Annotated in this window: 17 protein-coding genes; 7 read left to right on the top strand and 10 right to left on the bottom strand. The window is 66.8% G+C overall.

Annotated elements, in window-relative coordinates:
* Window positions 1-94 precede the first annotated feature (94 nt).
* From ACFPN1_RS10210 to ACFPN1_RS10185, 6 genes are all read left to right on the top strand, one after another.
* A complete protein-coding gene (locus tag ACFPN1_RS10210) occupies window positions 95-1,060 on the top strand; it encodes an NAD-dependent epimerase/dehydratase family protein (RefSeq protein ID WP_386754805.1) in 966 nt (321 codons plus the stop codon).
* 112 nt (window positions 1,061-1,172) lie between these two features.
* Window positions 1,173-1,898 (top strand): glycosyltransferase family 2 protein, encoded by a 726-nt coding sequence (locus tag ACFPN1_RS10205; RefSeq protein ID WP_386754804.1) that lies wholly within the window; start codon window positions 1,173-1,175, stop codon window positions 1,896-1,898.
* Window positions 1,899-1,929: 31 nt separating this feature from the next.
* Window positions 1,930-2,271 carry a lipid-A-disaccharide synthase N-terminal domain-containing protein gene (locus ACFPN1_RS10200; protein WP_386754871.1) on the top strand — a complete coding sequence of 114 codons (342 nt, stop codon included), beginning with the start codon at window positions 1,930-1,932 and terminating at the stop codon, window positions 2,269-2,271.
* A gap of 344 nt (window positions 2,272-2,615) precedes the next feature.
* Window positions 2,616-2,852: a 50S ribosomal protein L28 gene (gene rpmB / locus ACFPN1_RS10195; protein ID WP_386754803.1), complete on the top strand. Its 237-nt coding sequence runs from the start codon at window positions 2,616-2,618 to the stop codon at window positions 2,850-2,852.
* A 12-nt stretch (window positions 2,853-2,864) separates the two neighbouring features.
* The gene (gene rpmG / locus ACFPN1_RS10190) at window positions 2,865-3,032 is read left to right on the top strand and encodes a 50S ribosomal protein L33 (protein WP_175489134.1); all 168 of its coding nucleotides are present in this window, start codon (window positions 2,865-2,867) and stop codon (window positions 3,030-3,032) included.
* A 553-nt stretch (window positions 3,033-3,585) separates the two neighbouring features.
* Complete coding sequence (locus tag ACFPN1_RS10185; RefSeq protein ID WP_386754802.1) at window positions 3,586-4,068, top strand: hypothetical protein; 483 nt, start codon at window positions 3,586-3,588, stop codon at window positions 4,066-4,068.
* 82 nt (window positions 4,069-4,150) lie between these two features.
* Here ACFPN1_RS10185 and ACFPN1_RS10180 read toward each other — a convergent pair whose 3' ends face one another.
* The 10 genes from ACFPN1_RS10180 to acs all read right to left on the bottom strand — a co-directional run bounded on the left by ACFPN1_RS10180 (window position 4,151) and on the right by acs (window position 17,911).
* On the bottom strand, window positions 4,151-6,376 hold the full coding sequence (locus tag ACFPN1_RS10180; RefSeq protein WP_386754801.1) for a M20/M25/M40 family metallo-hydrolase: 2,226 nt from the start codon (window positions 6,374-6,376) through the stop codon (window positions 4,151-4,153).
* Between the two features lie 200 nt (window positions 6,377-6,576).
* Window positions 6,577-8,838 (bottom strand): M4 family metallopeptidase, encoded by a 2,262-nt coding sequence (locus tag ACFPN1_RS10175; RefSeq protein ID WP_386754800.1) that lies wholly within the window; start codon window positions 8,836-8,838, stop codon window positions 6,577-6,579.
* A gap of 665 nt (window positions 8,839-9,503) precedes the next feature.
* Window positions 9,504-10,058 carry an NADPH-dependent FMN reductase gene (locus ACFPN1_RS10170; RefSeq protein WP_386754799.1) on the bottom strand — a complete coding sequence of 185 codons (555 nt, stop codon included), beginning with the start codon at window positions 10,056-10,058 and terminating at the stop codon, window positions 9,504-9,506.
* Window positions 10,059-10,331: 273 nt separating this feature from the next.
* On the bottom strand, window positions 10,332-12,104 hold the full coding sequence (locus ACFPN1_RS10165; protein ID WP_386754797.1) for a GGDEF domain-containing protein: 1,773 nt from the start codon (window positions 12,102-12,104) through the stop codon (window positions 10,332-10,334).
* Window positions 12,105-12,153: 49 nt separating this feature from the next.
* On the bottom strand, window positions 12,154-12,432 hold the full coding sequence (locus ACFPN1_RS10160) for a hypothetical protein (RefSeq protein WP_386754796.1): 279 nt from the start codon (window positions 12,430-12,432) through the stop codon (window positions 12,154-12,156).
* Window positions 12,433-12,506: 74 nt separating this feature from the next.
* On the bottom strand, window positions 12,507-12,707 hold the full coding sequence (locus tag ACFPN1_RS10155; protein WP_386754795.1) for a hypothetical protein: 201 nt from the start codon (window positions 12,705-12,707) through the stop codon (window positions 12,507-12,509).
* Window positions 12,708-12,771: 64 nt separating this feature from the next.
* Window positions 12,772-13,734 (bottom strand): SAM-dependent methyltransferase, encoded by a 963-nt coding sequence (locus tag ACFPN1_RS10150; protein WP_386754794.1) that lies wholly within the window; start codon window positions 13,732-13,734, stop codon window positions 12,772-12,774.
* 67 nt (window positions 13,735-13,801) lie between these two features.
* On the bottom strand, window positions 13,802-14,380 hold the full coding sequence (locus ACFPN1_RS10145; RefSeq protein WP_386754793.1) for a GNAT family N-acetyltransferase: 579 nt from the start codon (window positions 14,378-14,380) through the stop codon (window positions 13,802-13,804).
* 70 nt (window positions 14,381-14,450) lie between these two features.
* On the bottom strand, window positions 14,451-15,734 hold the full coding sequence (locus ACFPN1_RS10140; protein WP_386754792.1) for a pepsin-like aspartic protease: 1,284 nt from the start codon (window positions 15,732-15,734) through the stop codon (window positions 14,451-14,453).
* 227 nt (window positions 15,735-15,961) lie between these two features.
* A complete protein-coding gene (gene acs, locus ACFPN1_RS10135; RefSeq protein WP_386754791.1) occupies window positions 15,962-17,911 on the bottom strand; it encodes an acetate--CoA ligase in 1,950 nt (649 codons plus the stop codon).
* A gap of 177 nt (window positions 17,912-18,088) precedes the next feature.
* On the opposite strand from acs, the gene ACFPN1_RS10130 reads away from it, so the two are divergent.
* Entirely contained in the window at window positions 18,089-20,197 is a 2,109-nt protein-coding gene (locus tag ACFPN1_RS10130) for a M13 family metallopeptidase (RefSeq protein ID WP_386754790.1), read from the top strand.
* Window positions 20,198-20,368: the final 171 nt, after the last annotated feature.

The raw sequence follows: 20,368 nt of genomic DNA, 5'->3' as shown, positions 1-20,368 counted from the left end.
TGTTCCCTATTCCCCACTCCCTATTCCCGCTCCTTCCGCACCGCTCCCAGCTGCGCGCAACCGCACTTCACCCCCGCTCCCCTAAACTGCGCCCATGACCATTCTCGTGACCGGCGCGGCCGGCTTCATCGGCGCCCACGTGTGCCGTGCGCTACTCGATCGCGGCGACGCCGTGATCGGCCTGGACAACTACAACGACTACTACGATCCGCAGATCAAGCACGATCGCGTGGCGGCGCTGTGCCCGGATGCCGACATCCGCGCGCTGGACCTCACCGATCGCGATGGCCTGGCCGCGTTGTTCGACGAAGTGAAGCCGGATCGCGTCGTGCATCTGGCCGCGCAGGCCGGCGTGCGCTACTCGCTCACGCATCCGCATGCCTACGTCGACAGCAACCTGGTCGGGTTCGTCAACCTGCTCGAGCTGTGCCGCCATCGTGGCGTGCAGCACCTGGCGTACGCGAGTTCGTCGTCGGTGTACGGCGATTCGGCGACACCACCGTTCTCCGAAGACCAGCGCATCGACCAGCCGCGTTCGCTGTATGCGGCGACCAAGGCCGCCAACGAGCTGATGGCGCATACCTACGCGCACCTGTACGGCCTGCGTTCGACCGGCCTGCGCTTCTTCACCGTGTACGGCCCGTGGGGCCGTCCGGACATGGCGCCGCTGCTGTTCTCGCGCGCGGTGCTGGCGGGGCGGCCGATCGAGGTGTTCAACCACGGGAAGATGCGCCGTGACTTCACCTTCATCGCCGACATCGTCGCCGGCGTGCTGGGCGCACTCGATCACCCGCCGGCGGACGAGCCGCCGCATCGGGTCTTCAACCTCGGCAACCACACGCCGGTGGAGCTCGAGCGCTTCATCGCCGTGATCGAACAGGCTGCGGGCACGCCGGCGCAGAAGGTGTACAAGCCGATGCAGCCCGGCGACATGGTCGAGACCATGGCCGATACGGCGCGGGCGAAGGCGGCCTTCGGCTTCGAGCCGGCGACGGCGATCGAGGCCGGCCTGCCCCGGGTCGTCGCGTGGTGCCGCGACTACTTCGGCGATCAGGCCTGAACACCGCACGACGCGTCCCACGGACGAGACTGACGTCGCAACTTCGGGCGGGTAGGATGCACGCCCAATGCCCCCGTTCAGCCGCGCCGATCGCGTGGCCTGAAGAACCGACATGACCGCATCGCCCGAACTCTCCGTCGTCGTGCCCGTATTCAACGAGCGCGATAACGTCCCGCCCCTGGTACAGGAAATCGTCGCCGCGCTGCGCGGCGTGGTGCCGTTCGAGATCGTCTACGTCGACGATCATTCGCGCGACGACACGCTCGCCGTGCTGCAGGGGCTGAAGGCGCAGGTGCCGGAATTGCGGGTGCTGCATCACGTCAGCCAGAGCGGGCAGAGCACCGCGATCCGCACCGGCGTGAAGGCCGCGCGCGGCACGTGGATCGCCACGCTCGACGGCGACGGCCAGAACGATCCGGCCGACATCCCCAGGCTCATCGCCAAGCGCGGCGAGCAGCCGGGCGAGGTCAAGCTGTTCGCCGGCTGGCGCGTCAACCGCCAGGACACCGGCAGCAAGCGCTGGGCCAGCAAGTGGGCCAACAAGATCCGCGCGCGCATGCTGCGCGACGACACGCCCGACACCGGCTGCGGCATCAAGCTGTTCGAACGCGCGGCGTTCCTCGACCTGCCCTACTTCGACCACATGCACCGCTACCTGCCCGCGCTGATGCAGCGTGCGGGCTGGAAGACGGTGAGCGTGCCGGTGAACCACCGCGCCCGCACCACCGGCGTGTCCAAGTACAACAACCTCAACCGCGCGCTGGTCGGCATCCGCGACCTGCGCGGCGTGGCCTGGCTGATCACGCGCAGCAAGCGCACCGCGGTCGAGGAGCTCTGAGATGCTGCTGGACGCCGCCGCCTCGTCCGCCATGGACGGTACCGGCTTCATGGACTCGCCGATCGCGTGGCTGGCCTGGACCGGCCTGCACATGTCGCCGTGGAAGCTGATCGGCCTGACCGGCGCGCTGATGTTCGGCGGGCGCTGGGTGGTGCAGTTCGTGGCGAGCAAGCGTTACGGCAAGCCGGTGATCCCGCGGCTGTTCTGGTACATGAGCATTCTGGGCAGCGTGATGACGCTGGCCTATTTCGTCTTCGGCAAGAACGATTCGGTCGGGATCCTGCAGAACCTGTTCCCGACCTTCACCGCCTGCTACAGCCTGTGGCTGGATATCCGCCACCGGGGCTGGCGGCGGGACAAGGCGACGCACTAGCGTCGCCCCGCGATCGCCGGTTCCTTCTCCCCGCGCGAGCGGGGAGAAGGTCGAAGCAGGCGACAGCCTGCCGAGGGAAGGGCGGATGAGGCGCAACGCAAGGAGCCAGGCTGGTACGCCTGTGGATAACCCTTGCCCGGGCCTCCTTCGCCGTGCATAATGCGCGGCTCGCTGCGTCCGGTCGGCCTCTGGCCTCGACCGGGCGGGACCCGGAACCACGATTCCGGCCCGCCGCCGGCAGCGGACATTTTCCGACCCGCATCGTGTGCCGCCGCAGAACACCGCGACGGAGGGGCCGCCGCCTCCCTGGCCAAGGGAAGCAACAATTACCTCTCGAGGTGCGTATGTCCCGCGTATGCCAAGTCACCGGCAAGCGCGTGCAGACGGGTAACAACGTCTCGCACGCCAACAACAAGACCCGCCGCCGTTTCCTCCCGAACCTGCACGAGCGCCGGTTCTGGGTCGCCAGCGAAAACCGCTGGGTGAAGCTGCGTCTTTCCACGGCTGCCCTGCGCACCATCGACAAGAACGGCATCGACGCCGTCCTGGCCGACCTGCGCAAGCGCGGCGAGAAGATCTGAAGGAGGATCTGAATCATGGCTTCCAAGCGCGACAAGATCCGCCTGATCTCCTCGGCCAACACCGGCCACTTCTACACCACGGACAAGAACAAGAAGAACACGCCGAACAAGATGGAGGTCAAGAAGTACGACCCCGTCGTTCGCAAGCACGTGATCTACAAGGAAGGCAAGATCAAGTGACGTTCTGACCCGTGCGCGCTGCGCACGGCTTTGTCAGAACGTCATCCCCGCATGCTTCAAGCGGGGATCCAGCGACTTTGGTTTTGCTTTCGTTCGAGAAGCCCGCCGCAAGGCGGGCTTCTGCTTTTTTGTGGGTCCCGAAACCGGGGCAACGGCAACAAGGTCGCTGGATCCCCGCCTTCGGGGATGACGAGCAACAACAGAGTCGCTGGATCCCCGCCTTCGCGGGGATGACGAGCAACAACAAGGTCGCTGGATCCGCGCCTTCGCGGGGATGACGAGCAACAACAAGGTCGCTGGATCCCCGCCTTCGCGGGGATGACGAGCAACGGCAAAGTCGCTGGTCCCCCGCTTGACCGGACATGCGTCCGTTGAAAGCCGCGGGGATGACGAGCAACAACAGAGTCGCTGGGTCCCGCCTTCGCGGGGATGACGAGCAACAACAAAGTCGCTGGATCCCCGCCTTCGGGGGATGACGAGCAAAGACGCGACGCAGCAAGGAGCGACGGTGCCACCGGAAACGCCCTCCCTACCCAATGGCCCGGAGAACGACATGAACATCCAGTCCCCGCAACGCGCCGCCCACGCATACGTGCAACGCCTGGTCGCTCCGCCCGAGCGCGTCTTCCCCCTGCTGTGCCCGGTGCGCGAGGCGGACTGGATCGAGGGCTGGCGCCCGACGTTCGTCGCCAGCGATTCCGGCGTGGGCGAAACCGATTGCGTCTTCGCCACCGCGGCGGAACCGCACGATGCGATCTGGTACGTCACCCGCCACGAGCCGGACGCAGGCTTCATCGAAATGCTGAAGATCACGCCGGGCGTCACCGCCTGTCGCTTCACCATCGGGCTGCACGCAATGGCGCAGGGTTGCGACGCGACCGTCACCTACCGGCATACCAGCCTGGGCACGCCCGCCGGCGATGCCTTCGTCGCGAGCTTCACCGCCGAGCACTACGTGGCGTTCATGCGCGACTGGGAAGCGCGGCTCAACCACTACCTCGTGCACGGCACGGCACTCCAGGGCGCGCGCGACTGAGCCGAGGCGACACAACACGACACAACGACGAAGCCCCGGTCTCCCGGGGCTTCGCTTCACACAACGGACGTTCGCGAACGGATCAGAACGCGATGCTCCAGCTGTCGATCCGGCCGACATCGCCATTGGCGTTGTCGCTGACGCGCAGCTTCCAGGTGCCGTTCATCGCCTCGCTCGACAGGTTCAGCGTCACCGTCTTGTTGATGTTGTCGGCGCTGCCGCCGCTGCGGTTGTGGAGGTTGTAGAGCGTGCCGTCCGGCGCGACCAGGTCGACCTTCAGGTCGCCGATGTAGGTGTGCACGATCGCCACCGTCACCGACGCATCCGCGGGCGCATTGCCGCTGCGGCCGGACACGGTGACCGGCGATTCCACCGTGGCGTTGTCGTTGATCGCGTAATCGGTGGTGTTGCCGTAGCTCGTGCGCGGCCCGGTGATCGTGTAGCTGCCGGTCAGGCTCATGCCGGAGAACGCCGAGTAGCCCTTGACCAGCACGTGCCAGGTCCCCGGCAGCGCCGACGGCAGCGCGCAGGATTCCGCGGTGGTGCCGCCTTCGGACTTGCAGTCGTAGCTGGTCGTCGTCGGCGCGCTGCCGTACTTCACGTACAGGTCGGCATCGCCGCCGCCGCCGGAAGTAACGAACTTCAGGCCGGTCGAATCGCTGGGCACGATCATCGTCCAGCGCTGTTCGCTGCCCGCCGCGCCGCCGATGCCGGTGACCGGCACGCCGTTCTGCAGCATCGTGCCGCTGCTGCCGACGGTCACCGTCTGCGACTTGCCGCTGCTCGCGCCGCCGTTGTCGGTGACGGTGAGGGTGACGGTGTAGGAGCCCGCCGCGGCATACGCATGGCTGGGATTGGCCGCCGTCGACGAAGTGCCGTCACCGAAGTTCCAGCTGCGCGAGGCGATGCTGCCGTCGCTGTCGGTCGAGGTGTCGGTGAAGCTGGCCGTCAGCCCGCTCACGCTGCTGGCGAAGTTCGCCACCGGCGGGACATTGCCACCGCTGCCTGCGGTCTTCGCCAGTTCGCCGAGGAAGGCGAGGCCGAGCCTGGCGAAGTGCGCCGACGGCGCCGCGGTGTTGCCCATGTTCGCCAGCGTGTCGCCGGTGCCATGGATGTTCGGGTTGTAGCCGCCGCTGGAGGTGCCGCCTTCGAACATGATCGCGGCGGGATAGCCGGCGCTCGTCCACGAGGCGTGGTCGGAACAGCCGTAGCCGCAGGTGTAGGTGCCGCGCTGGATGCCCAGCGGCGCGAGGTAGGTGTCGAACAGGTCGGCGAGGAACTGCTTCATGTCGGCGCTGGAGTAGTCGCTGACGATGCGCATCTCGGTGCCGCCGGTCTGGTAGTTGGTCATGTCCAGCTGCAGTACGCCGACGACGTTTTTGCCGGCGCTCGCGAACGATTGCGCGATCGCGTTGGAACCGCGCAGGCCGACTTCCTCGGCGGCGTAGCCCATGAACTTCACCGTGCGCTTCGGTCGCCAGCCGTTGGCGAGCGCCACGCGAACCACCTCGGTCAGCGTGGCGATGCCGGAGGCGTCGTCGTCGGCGCCGGGCGCGACCTGCGAGGTGCTGCCGCCGGCGCTGCCGTTGATCGAATCCAGGTGCGCGCCGAGCACGACGATCTCGTCGGGCAGTTCCGCACCCTGGATCGTCAGGATCACGGAAGGTTGCGTCGAGCAGTTGGCGCAGGCGAACAGCTCGCTGCTGACGTCGCTGCGTCCGCTGCCCAGCGCGTCCCAGGTGGACTTGATCCACTCGGCCGAGGTCTTGCCGGCCGGGGCGGCGTAGTAGCGGTTGGTGTAGTTCGAGAGCGTGGTGATGGTCGACTTGATGCGGTTCGCATCGACGCTGCCCAGCCACGGGTTCACCGTCGCGCCGTTGTCGATCGGCGCGGCCAGCAGCGCGTTTGCGCGCAGCGAGGGCTTCAGCAGCTGCGCGCTGCGGTCGTTGCGGATGAAGGCCTCGGCTTCGGCCTGGGTGTCGAAGGCGAAGAAGCCGCCGCAGCGGTTTTCCTTCTCGTGCACGTGGCGCGCGAGGTCGCCCACCTGATGCGCGCGCAGTTTCGCGATCACCAGCTCGTGACCCTGGCTGTCGCGGCGGGCCACGCCGTCGCTGGCGATGGCCTGCAGCCCGGCGGTGTAGGTGGCGCGCGCGGTGACGATGTAGACGGGCGCGAGCGGGTCTTCGGTGCGGGCGGGCGTGGCGGCGCGCGTCTGCGCCGCGGCGAGGGGGGTGAAGCAGGCGCCGGCGAGCAGCACGGCGATCAGCGGGGCGGCAAGCGACGCGCGCCGCCGGAAACGGAACTTCATCGGACTCTCCCTGTTGTCTGCATCGGCGCGTCCTGCAAGGTGCCGGAGCGGCCCAGCCGATGGATGGTGGATGCGACACCGGCGGGACTGGCCCGCCGGTGTCGGTTCAACTCATGCGACGGACGTGCGTCCGCCGGTGTCGATCACTGCATGCGTTCTTCGTCGGTGACCCGGATCGTGGCGATCCGGGTTGCCCGGCATCAGAACGTGATGCTCCAGCTGTTGATGTAGCCGGTGTCGAGCGAGGCGTTGTCGATCACGCGCAGCTTCCAGGTACCGTTCAACGCTTCCGTCGACAGGTTCTTGGTGTAGGTCTGCACGATGTTGTCGGCGCTGCCGCCGCTGTAGCTGCGCAGGTTGTAGACCGAACCGTCCGGCGCGATCAGGTCGACCTTCAGGTCGCCCGAGTACGTGTGGACGATGTTGACCGAGATCGAGGCAGTGCTCGGCGCATTACCGCTACGGCCCGAGACCGTGATCGGGCTGGAGATGCCCGTCGCGTTGTTGTCCGGGATGCTGTAGTCGGTCGTGTTGCTGTAGGTCTGCGTGCCGCCGCCACCACCGCCGCCGGTGCTGTAGTCACCGACGAGGCTGACGCCGCTGAAGCTCGAGTAGGCCTTCACGCGCACGTAGTACGTGCCCGCCTGCGGCGTGGCGAAGCTGCAGCTTTCGGCATTGCCCGACTTGTACGGACGGCAGTCGTAGGACGTGTCGGTCGGCGCGGAGCCGAACTTCACGTACACGTCGGCGTCGCCGGTGCCGCCGGACATGGTGAACACCAGGTTGCTCGCGCCGGCCGGCACGTCCAGCTTGTAGTTCACCGAGTTGCCGGTGGAGGCGCTGATGCCGGTGACCGGCACGCCCTTGGTCAGCGCGGTCGTGGTGCCGCCGCCGCCACCGCCGCCGCCCGAGCAGCTGACGCCGACGGTGTTGAACGCCGCGGTGACGTCGGCCACGGTGAAGCCCAGGTCCTGGGCCGCGGTTTCGACGCCGCACGCGCCCTGGTTGAAGGTCGAGCTCGCCGTCCAGTACAGCGCATTGGCGCGGGCCATGACCTTGAACGCCTTCGGCACGCCCCAGCCCGTCGTCTTGGCCAGGTTGCAGAACGCCTTGTTGTACACGCCGGAGGAGTAGTGCACGTCCAGGCCCGAGTTGTAATCGGCGGCATTGTCGATCGAGCCGCCGTCCTGGGTCGGGTTGCACATGTAGCGCAGCGCCTGGCCGGCGGCACCCTTGAAGATCTCCTGGCCCACGAGGAAGTCGTTGGTGCCCTTCCAGTAGTACTCGGTCGCTTCGCCGCCCATGTCGGAGAAGGCTTCGTTCATGCCGCCCGACATGCCCGAGTAGGTCAGGTTCGAGTGCTGCTCGGTGAAGCCGTGCGAGACCTCGTGGCCGGCCACGTCGGCGCTGACCAGCGGGTAGAACGTGCTGGCGCCGTCGCCGAAGCTCATCGTCGAGCCGTCCCAGAAGGCGTTCTCGTAGCTGCTGCCGTAGTGCACGCGCATGACCAGCTGGAAGCTCAGCGCGTTGTAGCCGGTGTAGGCCGGGTACATGTTGGTGATCACGCCGCCGAAGTAGTGCGCGTCGTTGATCGGCGAGTAGCCGCCGTTGATGGTCTTGTAGGTGTTGCGCGGGCAGGTGTACGAGTACGCCGTCGTGCCGCTGCTGCCGCCGTTGAGGTTCACCGACTTCACGTTGGCGTTGTTCATCGTGCAGGTCGAGCCCGACTGCGCGACGTCGAGGTAGCCGTAGATGCCGCCCGAACCCCACTCGTACTGACCGGTCTTGGTGTTGCCGCCGGGGCCGGTGCCGATCGCGGCGTGGGTCAGGCCTTCCCACTTCTTGAGCACGCGGCCGTTGTTGGCGTCAACGATCACGAACGGACGCGTCGGCGCGCCGCCCTTGGCGTTGTCGGCGAAGTACGACACGACGTAGACCAGGTGCGCACGGTCGTTGTCGTCGACCCACACCATCAGGTCGCTCTTCTCGTTTTCGGTGCGCTTGGTGGTCAGGCTGTTGCCCAGGCCGGCCTGCTTGCCGATCGACAGCGCCTTGCCCTTGTCGAGCTTGGCGACGACCGACGGCAGTTCGCGGGCGAGGCCGTCGACGCGGCGGCCGAACATGGCGCGCACGTGGCCGTTGCGGTCCTCGGCGACGACGACGCTCTCGCCGAACACCGGGATGCCGAGGTGGGTCTGCTGGTAACGGCGCACGGTGCCGTTGCTGGTGTCGGTGCTGAGCAGCTTGAGGCCGGAGGCGGCATCGAAGCCCAGCATCTCGGCATGGCGGTCAGCGACCTTGGCGGCGATGCCGGCGCGCGCGGCGACGGCGTTGTACTGCGCTTCCATCCGGTGGGCGTCCTGCTTGTGCAGGTCCACGCGCGAAGCGGCCATGGCCGGGGCACAGGCGATGGCGAATGCCAGCGGCGTCAGGGCAAGAACGTTCAGCTTGCTGCGTTCCACTACTCTCTCTCCTTGGTGAAATGGGATGTCGATGCCGCTGGTGGCGGTGACGCCGTCCTGGCGCACTTCGCCGCCGTGCCTTGCACAGGCGTGGGCATCGCGATGGGGTGGGACACCGGGCGAATCGGACTGCCATGGGACGGCCAACAGGGAGGCCGCGCTACAAGAAACCGCACGTGCTGCAAGAGTCGCGACGCTGCCGGTAGACGTCGACGACGATCGCCCGCGTCGGCGGGCGAAACGAAGCTCAGGACGGATCGGGCACGTGCAGTCGCGGGCGCAACCAGGCGGTGCGCGTGGCAGTCGGGGCGGGAATGGGCGACATGGGGGCTCCGGGACATGCATCGGCAACAGGTGCCGTCACCCGGGCGAGAGCGTGGGCCGTGGCGCTGCGCCGATGGCGCGCGCGTCCGGACGTCCGTGTGCTTCCGCGTCGTGCCGCATGTCGGACCTCGTGCGCCGAGCGGCAGCACGCGTTCCGGCCATCGGTTCAACGAACCGACGGCTGTGATGCGGAGGTGACGACGAGTGGTCGACCGGCCCGGGTCTCCACTCCTGCCGCGGCCCATGCGGCGCCGGGCATCCTGCACACCCGGCAGGTGTCGTGCACGCCGCGCCGCAACAATACGCAGGCGACTTCGCGCGCGCGGCGCGGCTGGAAACGGTTACTCGCTCGCGTGTCTGCGGACGAAGGCGACGAAGCGGTCCATCCACCCCTGCAGGAACTCGCGACTGCCCGCGCCGATGCCGCCGTCCGCATCGAACAGGCCTTCCTTCGCGTGGATGAAGGCCTCCGGCTGGCCCAGCGTCGGCACGTCGAGATAGGCCAGCACACCGCGCAGGTGCTGTTGCGCCACCGCGGTGCCGATCGCACCGATCGACGCGCCGATCACGCCCGCCGGCTTGCCGGCGAAGGCGCTTTCTCCGTACGGACGCGAGGCGTGGTCGATCGCGTTCTTGAGCACGCCTGGAATGGAGCGGTTGTACTCGGGCGTCACGAACAGCAGGCCATCGGCGTCCCGGATCTCGTGCTTCAGGCGCAGCACCACGTCGGCCTGGTGCGCGTCGTCGTCCTGGTTGTACAGCGGCAGGTCGTCGATGCGCAGGTGCTGGAAGGCGAAGTCCGGCGGCGCCAGCTTCGCCAGCGCGTTGGCCAGTTGCCGGTTGAAGGAATCCTTGCGCAGGCTGCCGACGAGGACGGCGATGGTGAGCTGGGCCATGGCGAACTTCCGCAGCGGAGGTCGGCAGAGCGTGCGCCGGCAGGTGTTAAAGCGGTGCGTGTTGCGGAGCGCGGCACTTGAGAACTTCCCTTCTCCCCGCGCAAGTGGGGAGAAGGTGCCCGAAGAGCCTGCCCCCGGAATGCCTTAATCGGGGGGCGGATGAGGGGCGCTCTTCCGCGGGCCGGGCACAACGAACACGCAAGCCAAGCGAATCCCGAAAGAAAAACGGCGAAGCCACAGGGCCTCGCCGTCAGTGAATCCAATGCTGGAACCTCAAGCGTGCGCCTGCGCCCTCACCAGCACCGGCCGCTCCTCATGCGCACACACCCGGTCGCGCCCTTCCGCCTTCGCGCGATACATCGCCCGATCGGCGTGCATGAACAGATTCTCGAACCCATGCCCGCACAGCCGCGTCGTGGCGCAGCCGAAGCTGGCCGTGATCGGCTGGTCGTGATCGATCGACGTGGTGTCGATCGCGGCCAGGTTCTCGCGGCACTGCTGGGCGATGCGCTCGGCCGCCTGCAGATCGCCGCCGCAGGTGAGGATGGCGAATTCCTCGCCACCCAGTCGGCCGAACAGGTCGCCCTCGCGGCACGCAGCGCGGCAGGCATTGGCGACCTGCTTGAGCACCCAGTCGCCGGTCGCATGGCCGTGGCGGTCGTTGATGTGCTTGAAGTTGTCCAGGTCGAGCAGCACGAGCGCTGCCTCCCGGTTCGCCGCCTTGCTGCGCGCCAGATGCGCCTCGGCTTCCTCGCGGAAGTGGCCGCGGTTGCTGATGCCGGTCAGGCTGTCCACCTGCGCCTGCTTGCGGAACATCATCTGCACGCGCTTGACCTTGTAGGCCCAGTAGGCGCCGACGCCGAGGATCATCAGCAGCATGGCCGTCAGCAGCTGGTTGTTCTGCGCGGATTTCTTCGAGAGGTCCTGCTGCAGGCGCAGGACGTCGTTCTGGCGCTGCAGGAGTTCAATCGACTGGTTTTTCTGTTGCAGCTCGTGACGGCTCAGCTGGAAGGCGAATTCGCGGGCTTTGACTTCGTCGAGGCGGGCCTTGTCGGCTTCAGCGTATTGGCGATATTCGTCGAGTGCGGTTGCGAGATCGCTGTTCTTGAGAGCGATCTCGTACAGAACCCGATGAGCGGAAACTAACGGCATCAAGTAAGAGTTTTTGTCGCCGCGTTTTAAGGTGATTTCCGCATGTTGTTTGGACGCTTCAAGATCTCCCGTGGCAAGGTGATATTCGGCAAGCTGGCTGTGAAACTCCCCAATGAGCCACGGGTATCTGGTGGCCTCGACTTCTGCGAGATGTTCCTGAAGAAGCGAAATCGCTCTTTCAGTCTGGCCTCTAGAAGCCCAGCGCCGCGCAAGGTACCCTCGCATAAGATTGCTTGGAATGGGCTCGTTCTGTGCGGCACACTCAGCAATTGCTGCGACGGCGATGGAATCATCTTCCAGGTGCGTGCCCAGTCCAAACGAAGCTTCTACGCGTACCTGTTGCGCGATGCAGTGATTTCTCGGGGAGGCATCCTGCTCCAGCAACAGCTCCGCGTAGTGCTGGCCGAGAGTGAATTGACCGTATTGGTTATAGAGAACAGCCGCGACCAAATAGGCCTGCTGCCGCAATTCGGCATCCGGGACGTTGTCGATCATGCCCATCGCATGTTCGAGGTGGCGCAGGCCGAGCGAAAAGTCCCGTGTGATCGCTGCGCTGTTTGCAACCAGTAAGGCAGCGCGGAATTTGATCGGAATTTCGGGCGACTCGTCGTATATGGAGAGCGCCAGTTTGGTAGCTGCTTGGTACTTTCCGGTTACGACGAGTTGATAGGCGTGCAGGAGTTGCACACGACGCTTCTGTGTTGGGCTTGCAACTGCCGTTAGTTCGTCAAGCTGCGCCAAAGACGCAGCCAGTCTGTCCGGGCTCCTACTGCGTTCCGCCTCGGCGCGACCCAGCAACTGGTCGATGTCTGGTTGTGAGGCGGATGCATTGGCCGAAAGGGATGCCGAAATAAGAGCCGCCATTGCTACCAAGCGAATCATTCTGAATTCCATAGCCGTCTCCTTGCGCGGGGCTGTCTTGGTCTGGCGGCTCGCTCAGACGTCACGCACTGACGGAGGAGCTTTCACGGTCCGGTACGTCCTCTCCGTCCGCGGGCTCTTCGTCCTGTTGGGGCTCGTCGTTCTCGGCGGGAACCACCATACACATCATCTTGAGTCGCCCGCCCAGCGCCTTGCTCAATGCTTGCGCGTTTCGGTCCAGCAGTGCCTTTTGAGCAGAGGGATCCATTTCGGTCTTAGCTATGGCGGCAGCAAATTCGTCGTCCGATAGCGGCTTCGGATTGCGGGCCAGGGCTTCCAGGAACTGCACAGCGATGGACATCTTTGACTCCTTACTGCTCGGTGGTGTGCGGTGGTGGTGCCGAGGCGGCTAGAGCCGCCTCGGCGATTTGCTGATCAATCGGGAACAAAAACAAGGCAGCGCATCGCCGCACGCCCGTCAAGCGCGTGGTTAATCGCATTGGTGTCGCGCGCCAGCAGCGCTTCGCGCGAAACGGCGTCCACGCCGAGGGCTTCGACGGCCTGGGCGTAGTTCGCGGCGGACAGCGTGTTGGGCGAGGCGCCGAGGGTTTCGAGGAAATGCACTACGTTGGACATTCACTGGTCTCCTTGTGGGTGGGTGTTGCGCTTGGTTGTTATTCCTTCGTGGGCAGGGTGGTGCTCACGATGCTCGTTGGGTCTTGCCCAAAGCAAAGTCACTGGATGACGGACGTTCGTCCGTTGAAAGCCCCGCTTTCGCGAGGATGACGACTTGGGAGCGAGCGGCGGTGTCGGTGGCGTCGCTGACCGGCGTAACGCCGGCATTCGCCGCCGCTTCCGCGCGCTCCACGGCTTCGATCCGCGCCAGCATCGCATCGTCGCGCTGCAGGGGCATGCAGGGCGGCACGACGAGCGTCGAATGCATGTGCAGCGGCGTATCGGGCAACGCGTGCAGCGGCACGGTTTCCATGCGCGGCTGGGTGATGGGCAGCGTCGCGGCTTCGTACACGGTGACCGGGTGGTCGAGCGGGTAGTCCTCGCGCAGGCGGTCGACCAGCAGCTGGCGGTATTCGCGGCCGGTGGCGAAGCGGCGGTAGGTGCGGTCGCCGGCGATGCCGACCTGCCACAGGACCAGATAGGCCGACGGGTCGAGGCGGCGGCGGTAGAACATGAACTGGCTGGCTTCGTAATGCGCGCAACCGACCCGGCCCGGATCGATGCCCAGGTCGGCGTACAGGCAGTCCTCGGCGGAAACGCCGGGTTCCATGTGCGCATCGAAGCCTTCGCGGCGCGCCTGCGCGATCGCATCGTGCGGGGCCTTGGCGAACACGCCGGGGTGGCCGTAGAAGGCGCCGCACACGGTCTTGCCGGCGCGGACCTCGGCGAGCATGTCGTTGACCATGCCGCGGTAGGTCTGGTGGCGCAGTTTCCCCTCGGCGTAGTGTGGCTGCAGGCTGCGCACGTCCGGGTGCATCTGCTGCAGCCACAGCTCGACCACCGGGTCGGACACGGCGACGAACACGACGTCGGATTGTTCGATGTGGCTGCGCGCGCGCGGCCCGATATGGGCCCCCAGCATCATCCCCAGGCCGACGCAGACCAGGCGGCCCGGCTTCGGCGTGTTCTCCCCGGCAGGCGTCTCCACGCGCTGCTTCTCCCCAGAAAACAGACCGTTGACGATACCTCTCCCGCCGGATTTTGCAAAACCGGTCTCAGTTGGCGGACCGTCGGGACTCCCAGACGGCCTTTGGCAATTCCCAATGTCCGATTCCGTCCGGAGCGCCCGCGCGCGTCCGGATGAAGCCGAAGGGGGCCAGAAGCCGTTCGATGACCGGCAGGCCGTCGTCCTCCGCGCTACGGGCGTCAATGGCGCCGAGCCCGAGGTCGGTAAACCCGTAGTGCAGCAGGGCGACGAAGATCTCGCCGCAGACGCCGCGGTTCCACCATTCCGGAAAGAGCATGACGCCGATCTCGGCGCGCGCACCCTCGCGACGCAGGGCCGCAAGGCCGGCACGTCTGCCCGTCGTCTGCTCGTCGACGCGCCAGAAGCGATGGCCCGGGGTTTGGGCGCGATTGTGACGACACACATTGGCGAAACCGCGGACAGCCGCCTCGACGGTCAGGGGCTCGGCGATACGGTGCATGACCGCAGCATCGCCATAGATGTCGCGATATAGCGCGAGGTCGCTGTCGTTGCCGGATTGGAATAGCCGCAAACGCAATCGCCGCGTGTCCAGAGCGGCGTGGTCAAGTGTTGCGGGACTTATTGCAGTGGTGTCCGTAGCAGTCATGTCAGATTTGCCGGTACGTCGAGAGCCCCTGGGTGCGGCCTTCAGCCTTCCCCCGGGATACGGGCATCGATCAGCTCGCCCACTTCGCATCCGCACCCCGCGCCTTCGCCACGCGCACGCAGCCGCCGTTGTCGGCGCTGCGATCGAAGATGCAGTACTTCTCCGCCAGCAACGGCAGGCCGAGGATCGACTGGTTCGGCCAGTTCTTCAGCTGGCTCGCCAGCAGGCAGTAGGCCTGTCCGGCGCGCATCGCGTTGCGCGGCCAGTAGTGCTCGTCGGTGCAGGTGAGCCGGGTCTCGCTGCCGTCGGGGGCGCGCAGATAGAAATGCAGCGCGGGCCACGCGACCGCATCGACCTCGGCATTGGCGATGCCCTGCTGCTGTTGCGCGAAGGTCTGCTGGAAGCGTTCGACCAGCGCCGGCAACCGTGCGTCGTAGCGGGCGAGGCCGTCGATCACGGCGCGGTACAGCGTGGCCTCGAGGATCAGGAAACTGCAGCCGGTATCGAGGATCGCGTTGCTCGCGGCGCGGTGTTCGTATTTTTGATCCAGCGCCGGCGCTTCGATGCGCGGGCCGTCGCCGACCTGCACCGCGACCAGATCGGCGTTGTAGTACAGGTGGTCGACGAGCTGGATCTCGCGGAAGTCGCCTTCGTGCAGGCGTTGCGCGTGGTCTTCGTCGTGCCGTTCCGAACTGCCGAGGATCATCACGCCCTGGTTGAGCGGATCGCTGGCGAGCAGGTCAGCGTCGGCGTTGTCGTCCTCGACGTGCACCAGCGCGCGGCGCATCAGCAGGGCGAAGCGGTTGTCGATGCGACCGGCATAGGCCAGTGCGCTGAACAGCGGCAGCGGCGTGACGCGCGGCTGCTCCTTGAGCAGCGTGGCGAAGTCGCCGAGGTTTTCGTCCTCCCGGTCGAACGGCCACGGCCAGGTGAGCGGCGGGTCGACGCCGCGCGCGGCGAGGTAGTCGCGCACGTCGTGCGCGGTGTTGAGGCCGCTGTAGGCGAGGCCGAACAGGCCGTCGGCCTCGCGCATGTCCTGCGCCTGCGCCTGCACGCGCGAGAACTGCGCATCCTCGAGACGCACGCTGCCGTGCAGGCCGTCGAAGTGCACTTCCGCCGACAGCACCGGCCCGGCCCACACGCCCTGGCCGTAGCGCACCTCCTGCGCCCACGAGGTCGGGGTGTGGCTGGGGTCCTGGTCGGGATCGTAGGCATGCGGCAGCACGACCAGCGTGCTGCTGCCGGTGTCGAGCACGAAGTTGCCGGGGCGGCGGTCGCGGCCGATCGCCAGGCGCACGGTGTAGGCGCCCTTGGCGTAGGCGAGGGTGATGGGGAGATGGAGGGCGCGGGTCATGCGGGGGATTGGAGCAGATCGTGCGAGTCGATGCGATGCCATGAGGGGCGGACGCATTTGCCTTTGCTCGTCATCCCGGCGGAAGCCGGGATCCATTTGGACTTTGTAGTTTGTCCGGATGGGGCAAGTGCAGAAGCAATAGCAAAATGGATCCCGGCTTCCGCCGGGATGACGAGGGTTTGGCGGGCGCGGGACGACGAAGGTCGCTTACGTCGGGATGACCCGCGTTACGGCACCCGCCGCTGCTGCACCAGCGATTCGACGACCGAAGGATCCGCCAGCGTCGAGGTATCCCCCAACTGCTCCGGCGCGTTCTCGGCGATCTTGCGCAGGATGCGGCGCATGATCTTGCCGCTGCGCGTCTTGGGCAGGCCCGGCGCCCACTGCAGGTGGTCGGGCGAAGCGATCGGGCCGATCTCCTGGCGCACGTGCGCGATCAGTTCCTTGCGCAATTCCTCGCTCTCGGTCTCGCCGGCGATCAGGGTGACGTAGGCGTAGATGCCCTGGCCCTTGATGTCGTGCGGGAAGCCGACCACGGCCGCCTCGGCCACCTTCGGATGCGACACCAGCGCGCTCTCCACTTCCGCGGTGCCGATGCGATGCCCGCTCACGTTGATGACGTCGTCGACGCGGCCGGTGATCCAGTAATAACCGTCGGCGTCGCGGCGGCAGCCGTCGCCGGTGAAGTACATGCCCGGATAGGTCTTGAAGTAGGTGTCGATGAAGCGCTGGTGGTCGCCGTACACCGTGCGCATCTGGCCCGGCCACGAATCGAGCAGCACCAGGTTGCCCTCGGCTTCGCCTTCCAGCAGGTTGCCGTTGGCATCGACCAGGGCCGGCTGCACGCCGAAGAACGGCTTGGTCGCCGAACCGGGCTTGAGGTCGGTCGCGCCGGGCAGCGGCGTGATCAGGATGCCGCCGGTCTCGGTCTGCCACCACGTGTCGACCACCGGGCAGCGCGCATCGCCGACGACTTCGTAGTACCAGCGCCAGGCTTCCGGATTGATCGGCTCGCCGACCGTGCCGAGCAGGCGCAGCGAGGCGCGCGAGGTCCGCTTCACCGGCGCTTCGCCCTCGCGCATCAGCGCGCGGATCGCGGTCGGCGCCGTGTAGAAGATCGTCACCTGGTGCTTGTCGATGACTTCCCAGAAGCGCGACACGGTCGGGTAGTTGGGCACGCCTTCGAACACCAGCGCGGTCGCGCCGTTCGCGAGCGGGCCGTAGACGATGTAGCTGTGGCCGGTGACCCAGCCGACGTCGGCGGTGCACCAGTAGACGTCGTCCTCGCGCAGGTCGAACACCGCTTCGTGCGTGTAGCTCGCCCACACCAGATAGCCGCCGGTGGTGTGCAGCACGCCCTTGGGTTTGCCGGTGGAACCGGAGGTGTAGAGGATGAACAGCGGGTCTTCCGCGTTCATGCGCTCGGGTTCGCACTGGTCCGGTTGTCCGTCGACGACCGCGTCGTACCAGCGGTCGCGCGGCATCTGCATGTGCACCGCGGCGCCGGTGTGGCGCACCACGAGCACGGTCTCGACCGAATTGGTGCCGGGCAGTTTCAGCGCGGCATCGACGTTGGCCTTGAGCGGAATCTTCCTGCCGCCGCGCAGGCCCTCGTCGGCGGTGATGATGAGTTTCGATGCGCAGTCGTGCACGCGGTCGGCGATCGACTGCGGAGCGAAGCCGCCGAACACCACCGAGTGGATCGCGCCGATGCGCGCGCAGGCGAGCATCGCGACGACCGCTTCGGGAATCATCGGCAGGTAGATGGTGACGCGGTCGCCTTTCTTCACGCCGAGTGCGCGCAACGCATTGGCGAGCTTGCAGACGCGCGCGTGCAGCTCGCGATAGGAAATGTGCTGCGCCGGTTGCGCGGGATCGTCGGGCTCGAACACCAGCGCGGTCTTGTCGCCGCGCGTGGCGAGGTGGCGGTCGAGGCAGTTGACGCTGGCATTGAGTTCGCCGTCGGCGTACCAGCGGATGTGGAAGTCGTCGAGCCGGTAGCTGACGTCCTTGATCCGCGTGGGGGTCTTCATCCAGTCCAGGCGCCCGGCGACGTCGGCCCAGAACGCGTCGGGTTCGCGCACCGATTGCGCGTAGAGACGTTCGTAATCGTCGCGCCGGATGCGGGCGGTGGCGGCGAAGTCGGGCGGCACGGGGTACAGGTCTGTTGAGGACATGGACGCGGTCCGGAGTGAGGAGAGGCCCAGTGTGCCGCAAGCGCGGCGGCCGGGGCAGGGTCGCGAGGCGGCGTTGTGCGCATCGCAGCGCGGCTGAACACGCCGGCGTGGCTTCCTGCACATGCGCCGACGAGGCATCCGGGCACCATCGCGGTTCCTCCGTCATTTCCGCCGCCCATGCCGACCACTGTGGCCCGCCGCCTGAACCGCAACCTCCTGTTCCTCGCTCTCGCCTGCAGCCTCGCCGCGTGCAAGCCGTCCACCGACACCGCGACCGCACCGGCACCGACCGAAGCCGCCGCGACCGCGCCGGCGATCGGCGTGGACCTGGCCGGCATCGACAAGAGCGTGAAGCCCGGCGACGACTTCGATGCCTTTGCCAACGGCACCTGGCGCAACAGCGCGACGATTCCCGACGACCGCTCCAGCATCGGCACCGGTTACGAGGTGCAGAAGAAGGCCGAGCAGCGCAATGCCGACCTGATCAAGGGTCTGGCGGCGAGCAATCCCGCCGCCGGCAGCGACGCGCGCAAGATCGCCGACTACTACGCCGCATACATGGACGAGGCCGGCATCGAGGCGCGCGGCCTGCAACCGCTGCAGCCGGAACTGGCGAAGATCGATGCGATCGCGTCCAAGGCCGACCTCGCGCGCGTACTCGGCAGCGGCCTGCGCGCCGACGTCGATCCGCTCAATGCGACCAACTACCACACCGACAACCTGTTCGGCCTGTTCGTCGCGCAGGGATTGCAGGATCCCGAGCACAACGTCGCCACGCTGATGCAGGGCGGCGTGGTGATGCCCGATCGCGAGTACTACCTCTCCAACGACAAGGAGATGATGGAGACGCGCGCGAAGTACCTCGAGTACGTGACCGCGCTGCTCCGGCTCGCCAACGTCGCCGAGGCCGAAGGCAAGGCGAAGGACATCGTCGCGCTGGAGACGAAGATCGCGAAGGCGCAGTCCTCGATCGTCGACACGCAGGACGTGCACAAGGCCAACAATCCGTGGGCGATGGCGGACTTCGCGAAGAAGGCGCCGGGCCTGGACTGGAACGCGTACTTCGCCGCCGCGGGCCTGTCGGACGAGAAGACCATCGTGGCCTGGCAGCCGCTGGCGATCACGCGCCTGTCGGCGCTGGTCGGTAGCGAGCCGCTCGAAGTGTGGAAGGACTACCTGACCTTCCACGCGCTGAGCCGCAACGCCGACCTGCTGCCCAAGGCCTATGCCGACCTGCGCTTCGGTTTCTTCGGCACCACGCTGCAAGGCACGCCCAAGCAGAAGGACCGCTGGAAGCGCGCGCTGGATTCCACCAACAACGCGCTCGGCGACGCCGTGGGCAAGCTGTACGTGGAGAAGTACTTCCCGGCCTCGTCCAAGGCGCAGGTCGAGGAGATGGTGAGGAACATCCTCGCGGCGTTCGCCGAACGCGTCGACACGCTGGAATGGATGACGCCGCAAACGAAAGCCAAGGCGAAGGCCAAGGCGCAGACGATGCGCGTGAGCGTCGGCTATCCGGAAACCTGGCGCGACTACGGCGCGCTGGAAATCCGCGCCGACGATCCGCTCGGCAACCGCCTGCGTGCGGAGGAGCACGAGTACAAGCACCAGATCGCCAAGCTGCACCAGAGCGTCGATCGCGGCGAATGGTGGATGACGCCGCAGACGGTGAACGCGGTGAACCTGCCGCTGCAGAACGCGATGAACTTCCCCGCCGCGATTCTCGAGGCGCCGTTCTTCGATCCCAGGGCCGACGCCGCCGCCAACTACGGCTCGATCGGCGCCGTGATCGGCCACGAGATCAGCCATGGCTTCGACGACACCGGCGCCGAATTCGACGCGCAGGGTCGCCTGGCCAACTGGTGGACGCCGGAAGACGCGAAGCACTTCAAGGAGGCCACCGCGCGGCTGGCGGCGCAGTACGACGCCTACGAGCCGCTGCCGGGCCTGCACATAAAGGGCGAGCAGACGCTGGGCGAGAACATCGCCGACGTGTCCGGCCTGACGATTGCGTACCTCGCGTACAAAAAGTCGCTGGGCGGCAAGGAAGCGCCGGTGATCGACGGGCTCACCGGCGACCAGCGCTTTTTCCTCGCCTATGCGCAGGGCTGGCGGTCGAAGATGCGCGACGCCGCGCTGCGCCAGCGCGTGCTCACCGACGGCCATTCTCCGGGCCGCTGGCGCGCACAGACCGTGCGCAACATCGATGCCTGGTACGACGCGTACGGCGCCAAGCCGGGCGAGCAGCTGTACCTGGCGCCGGCGGATCGGGTGAAGATCTGGTAGGCGGCGACGCCGCACACGCGCGCCATGAAAGCGACCGCAAGCTGCGGTGCCGTGATACCTCGCGAGGTTTGGTCGGACCTGCGCGAGGTATGCCGCGATTTCCAGCGATGGGTTGCGGCGGGCTCGCCGTCGGAGTTTCACGAGCCAAAGTAGACCTCGACCGGCGTCTAC

The sequence above is a fragment of the Lysobacter yangpyeongensis genome (assembly GCF_042655745.1).
Taxonomy (GTDB): Bacteria; Pseudomonadota; Gammaproteobacteria; order Xanthomonadales; family Xanthomonadaceae; genus Agrilutibacter; species Agrilutibacter yangpyeongensis.
The sequence above is the reverse complement of the archived record's forward strand: the minus strand, read 5'-3'. Positions and strand labels throughout refer to the sequence as shown.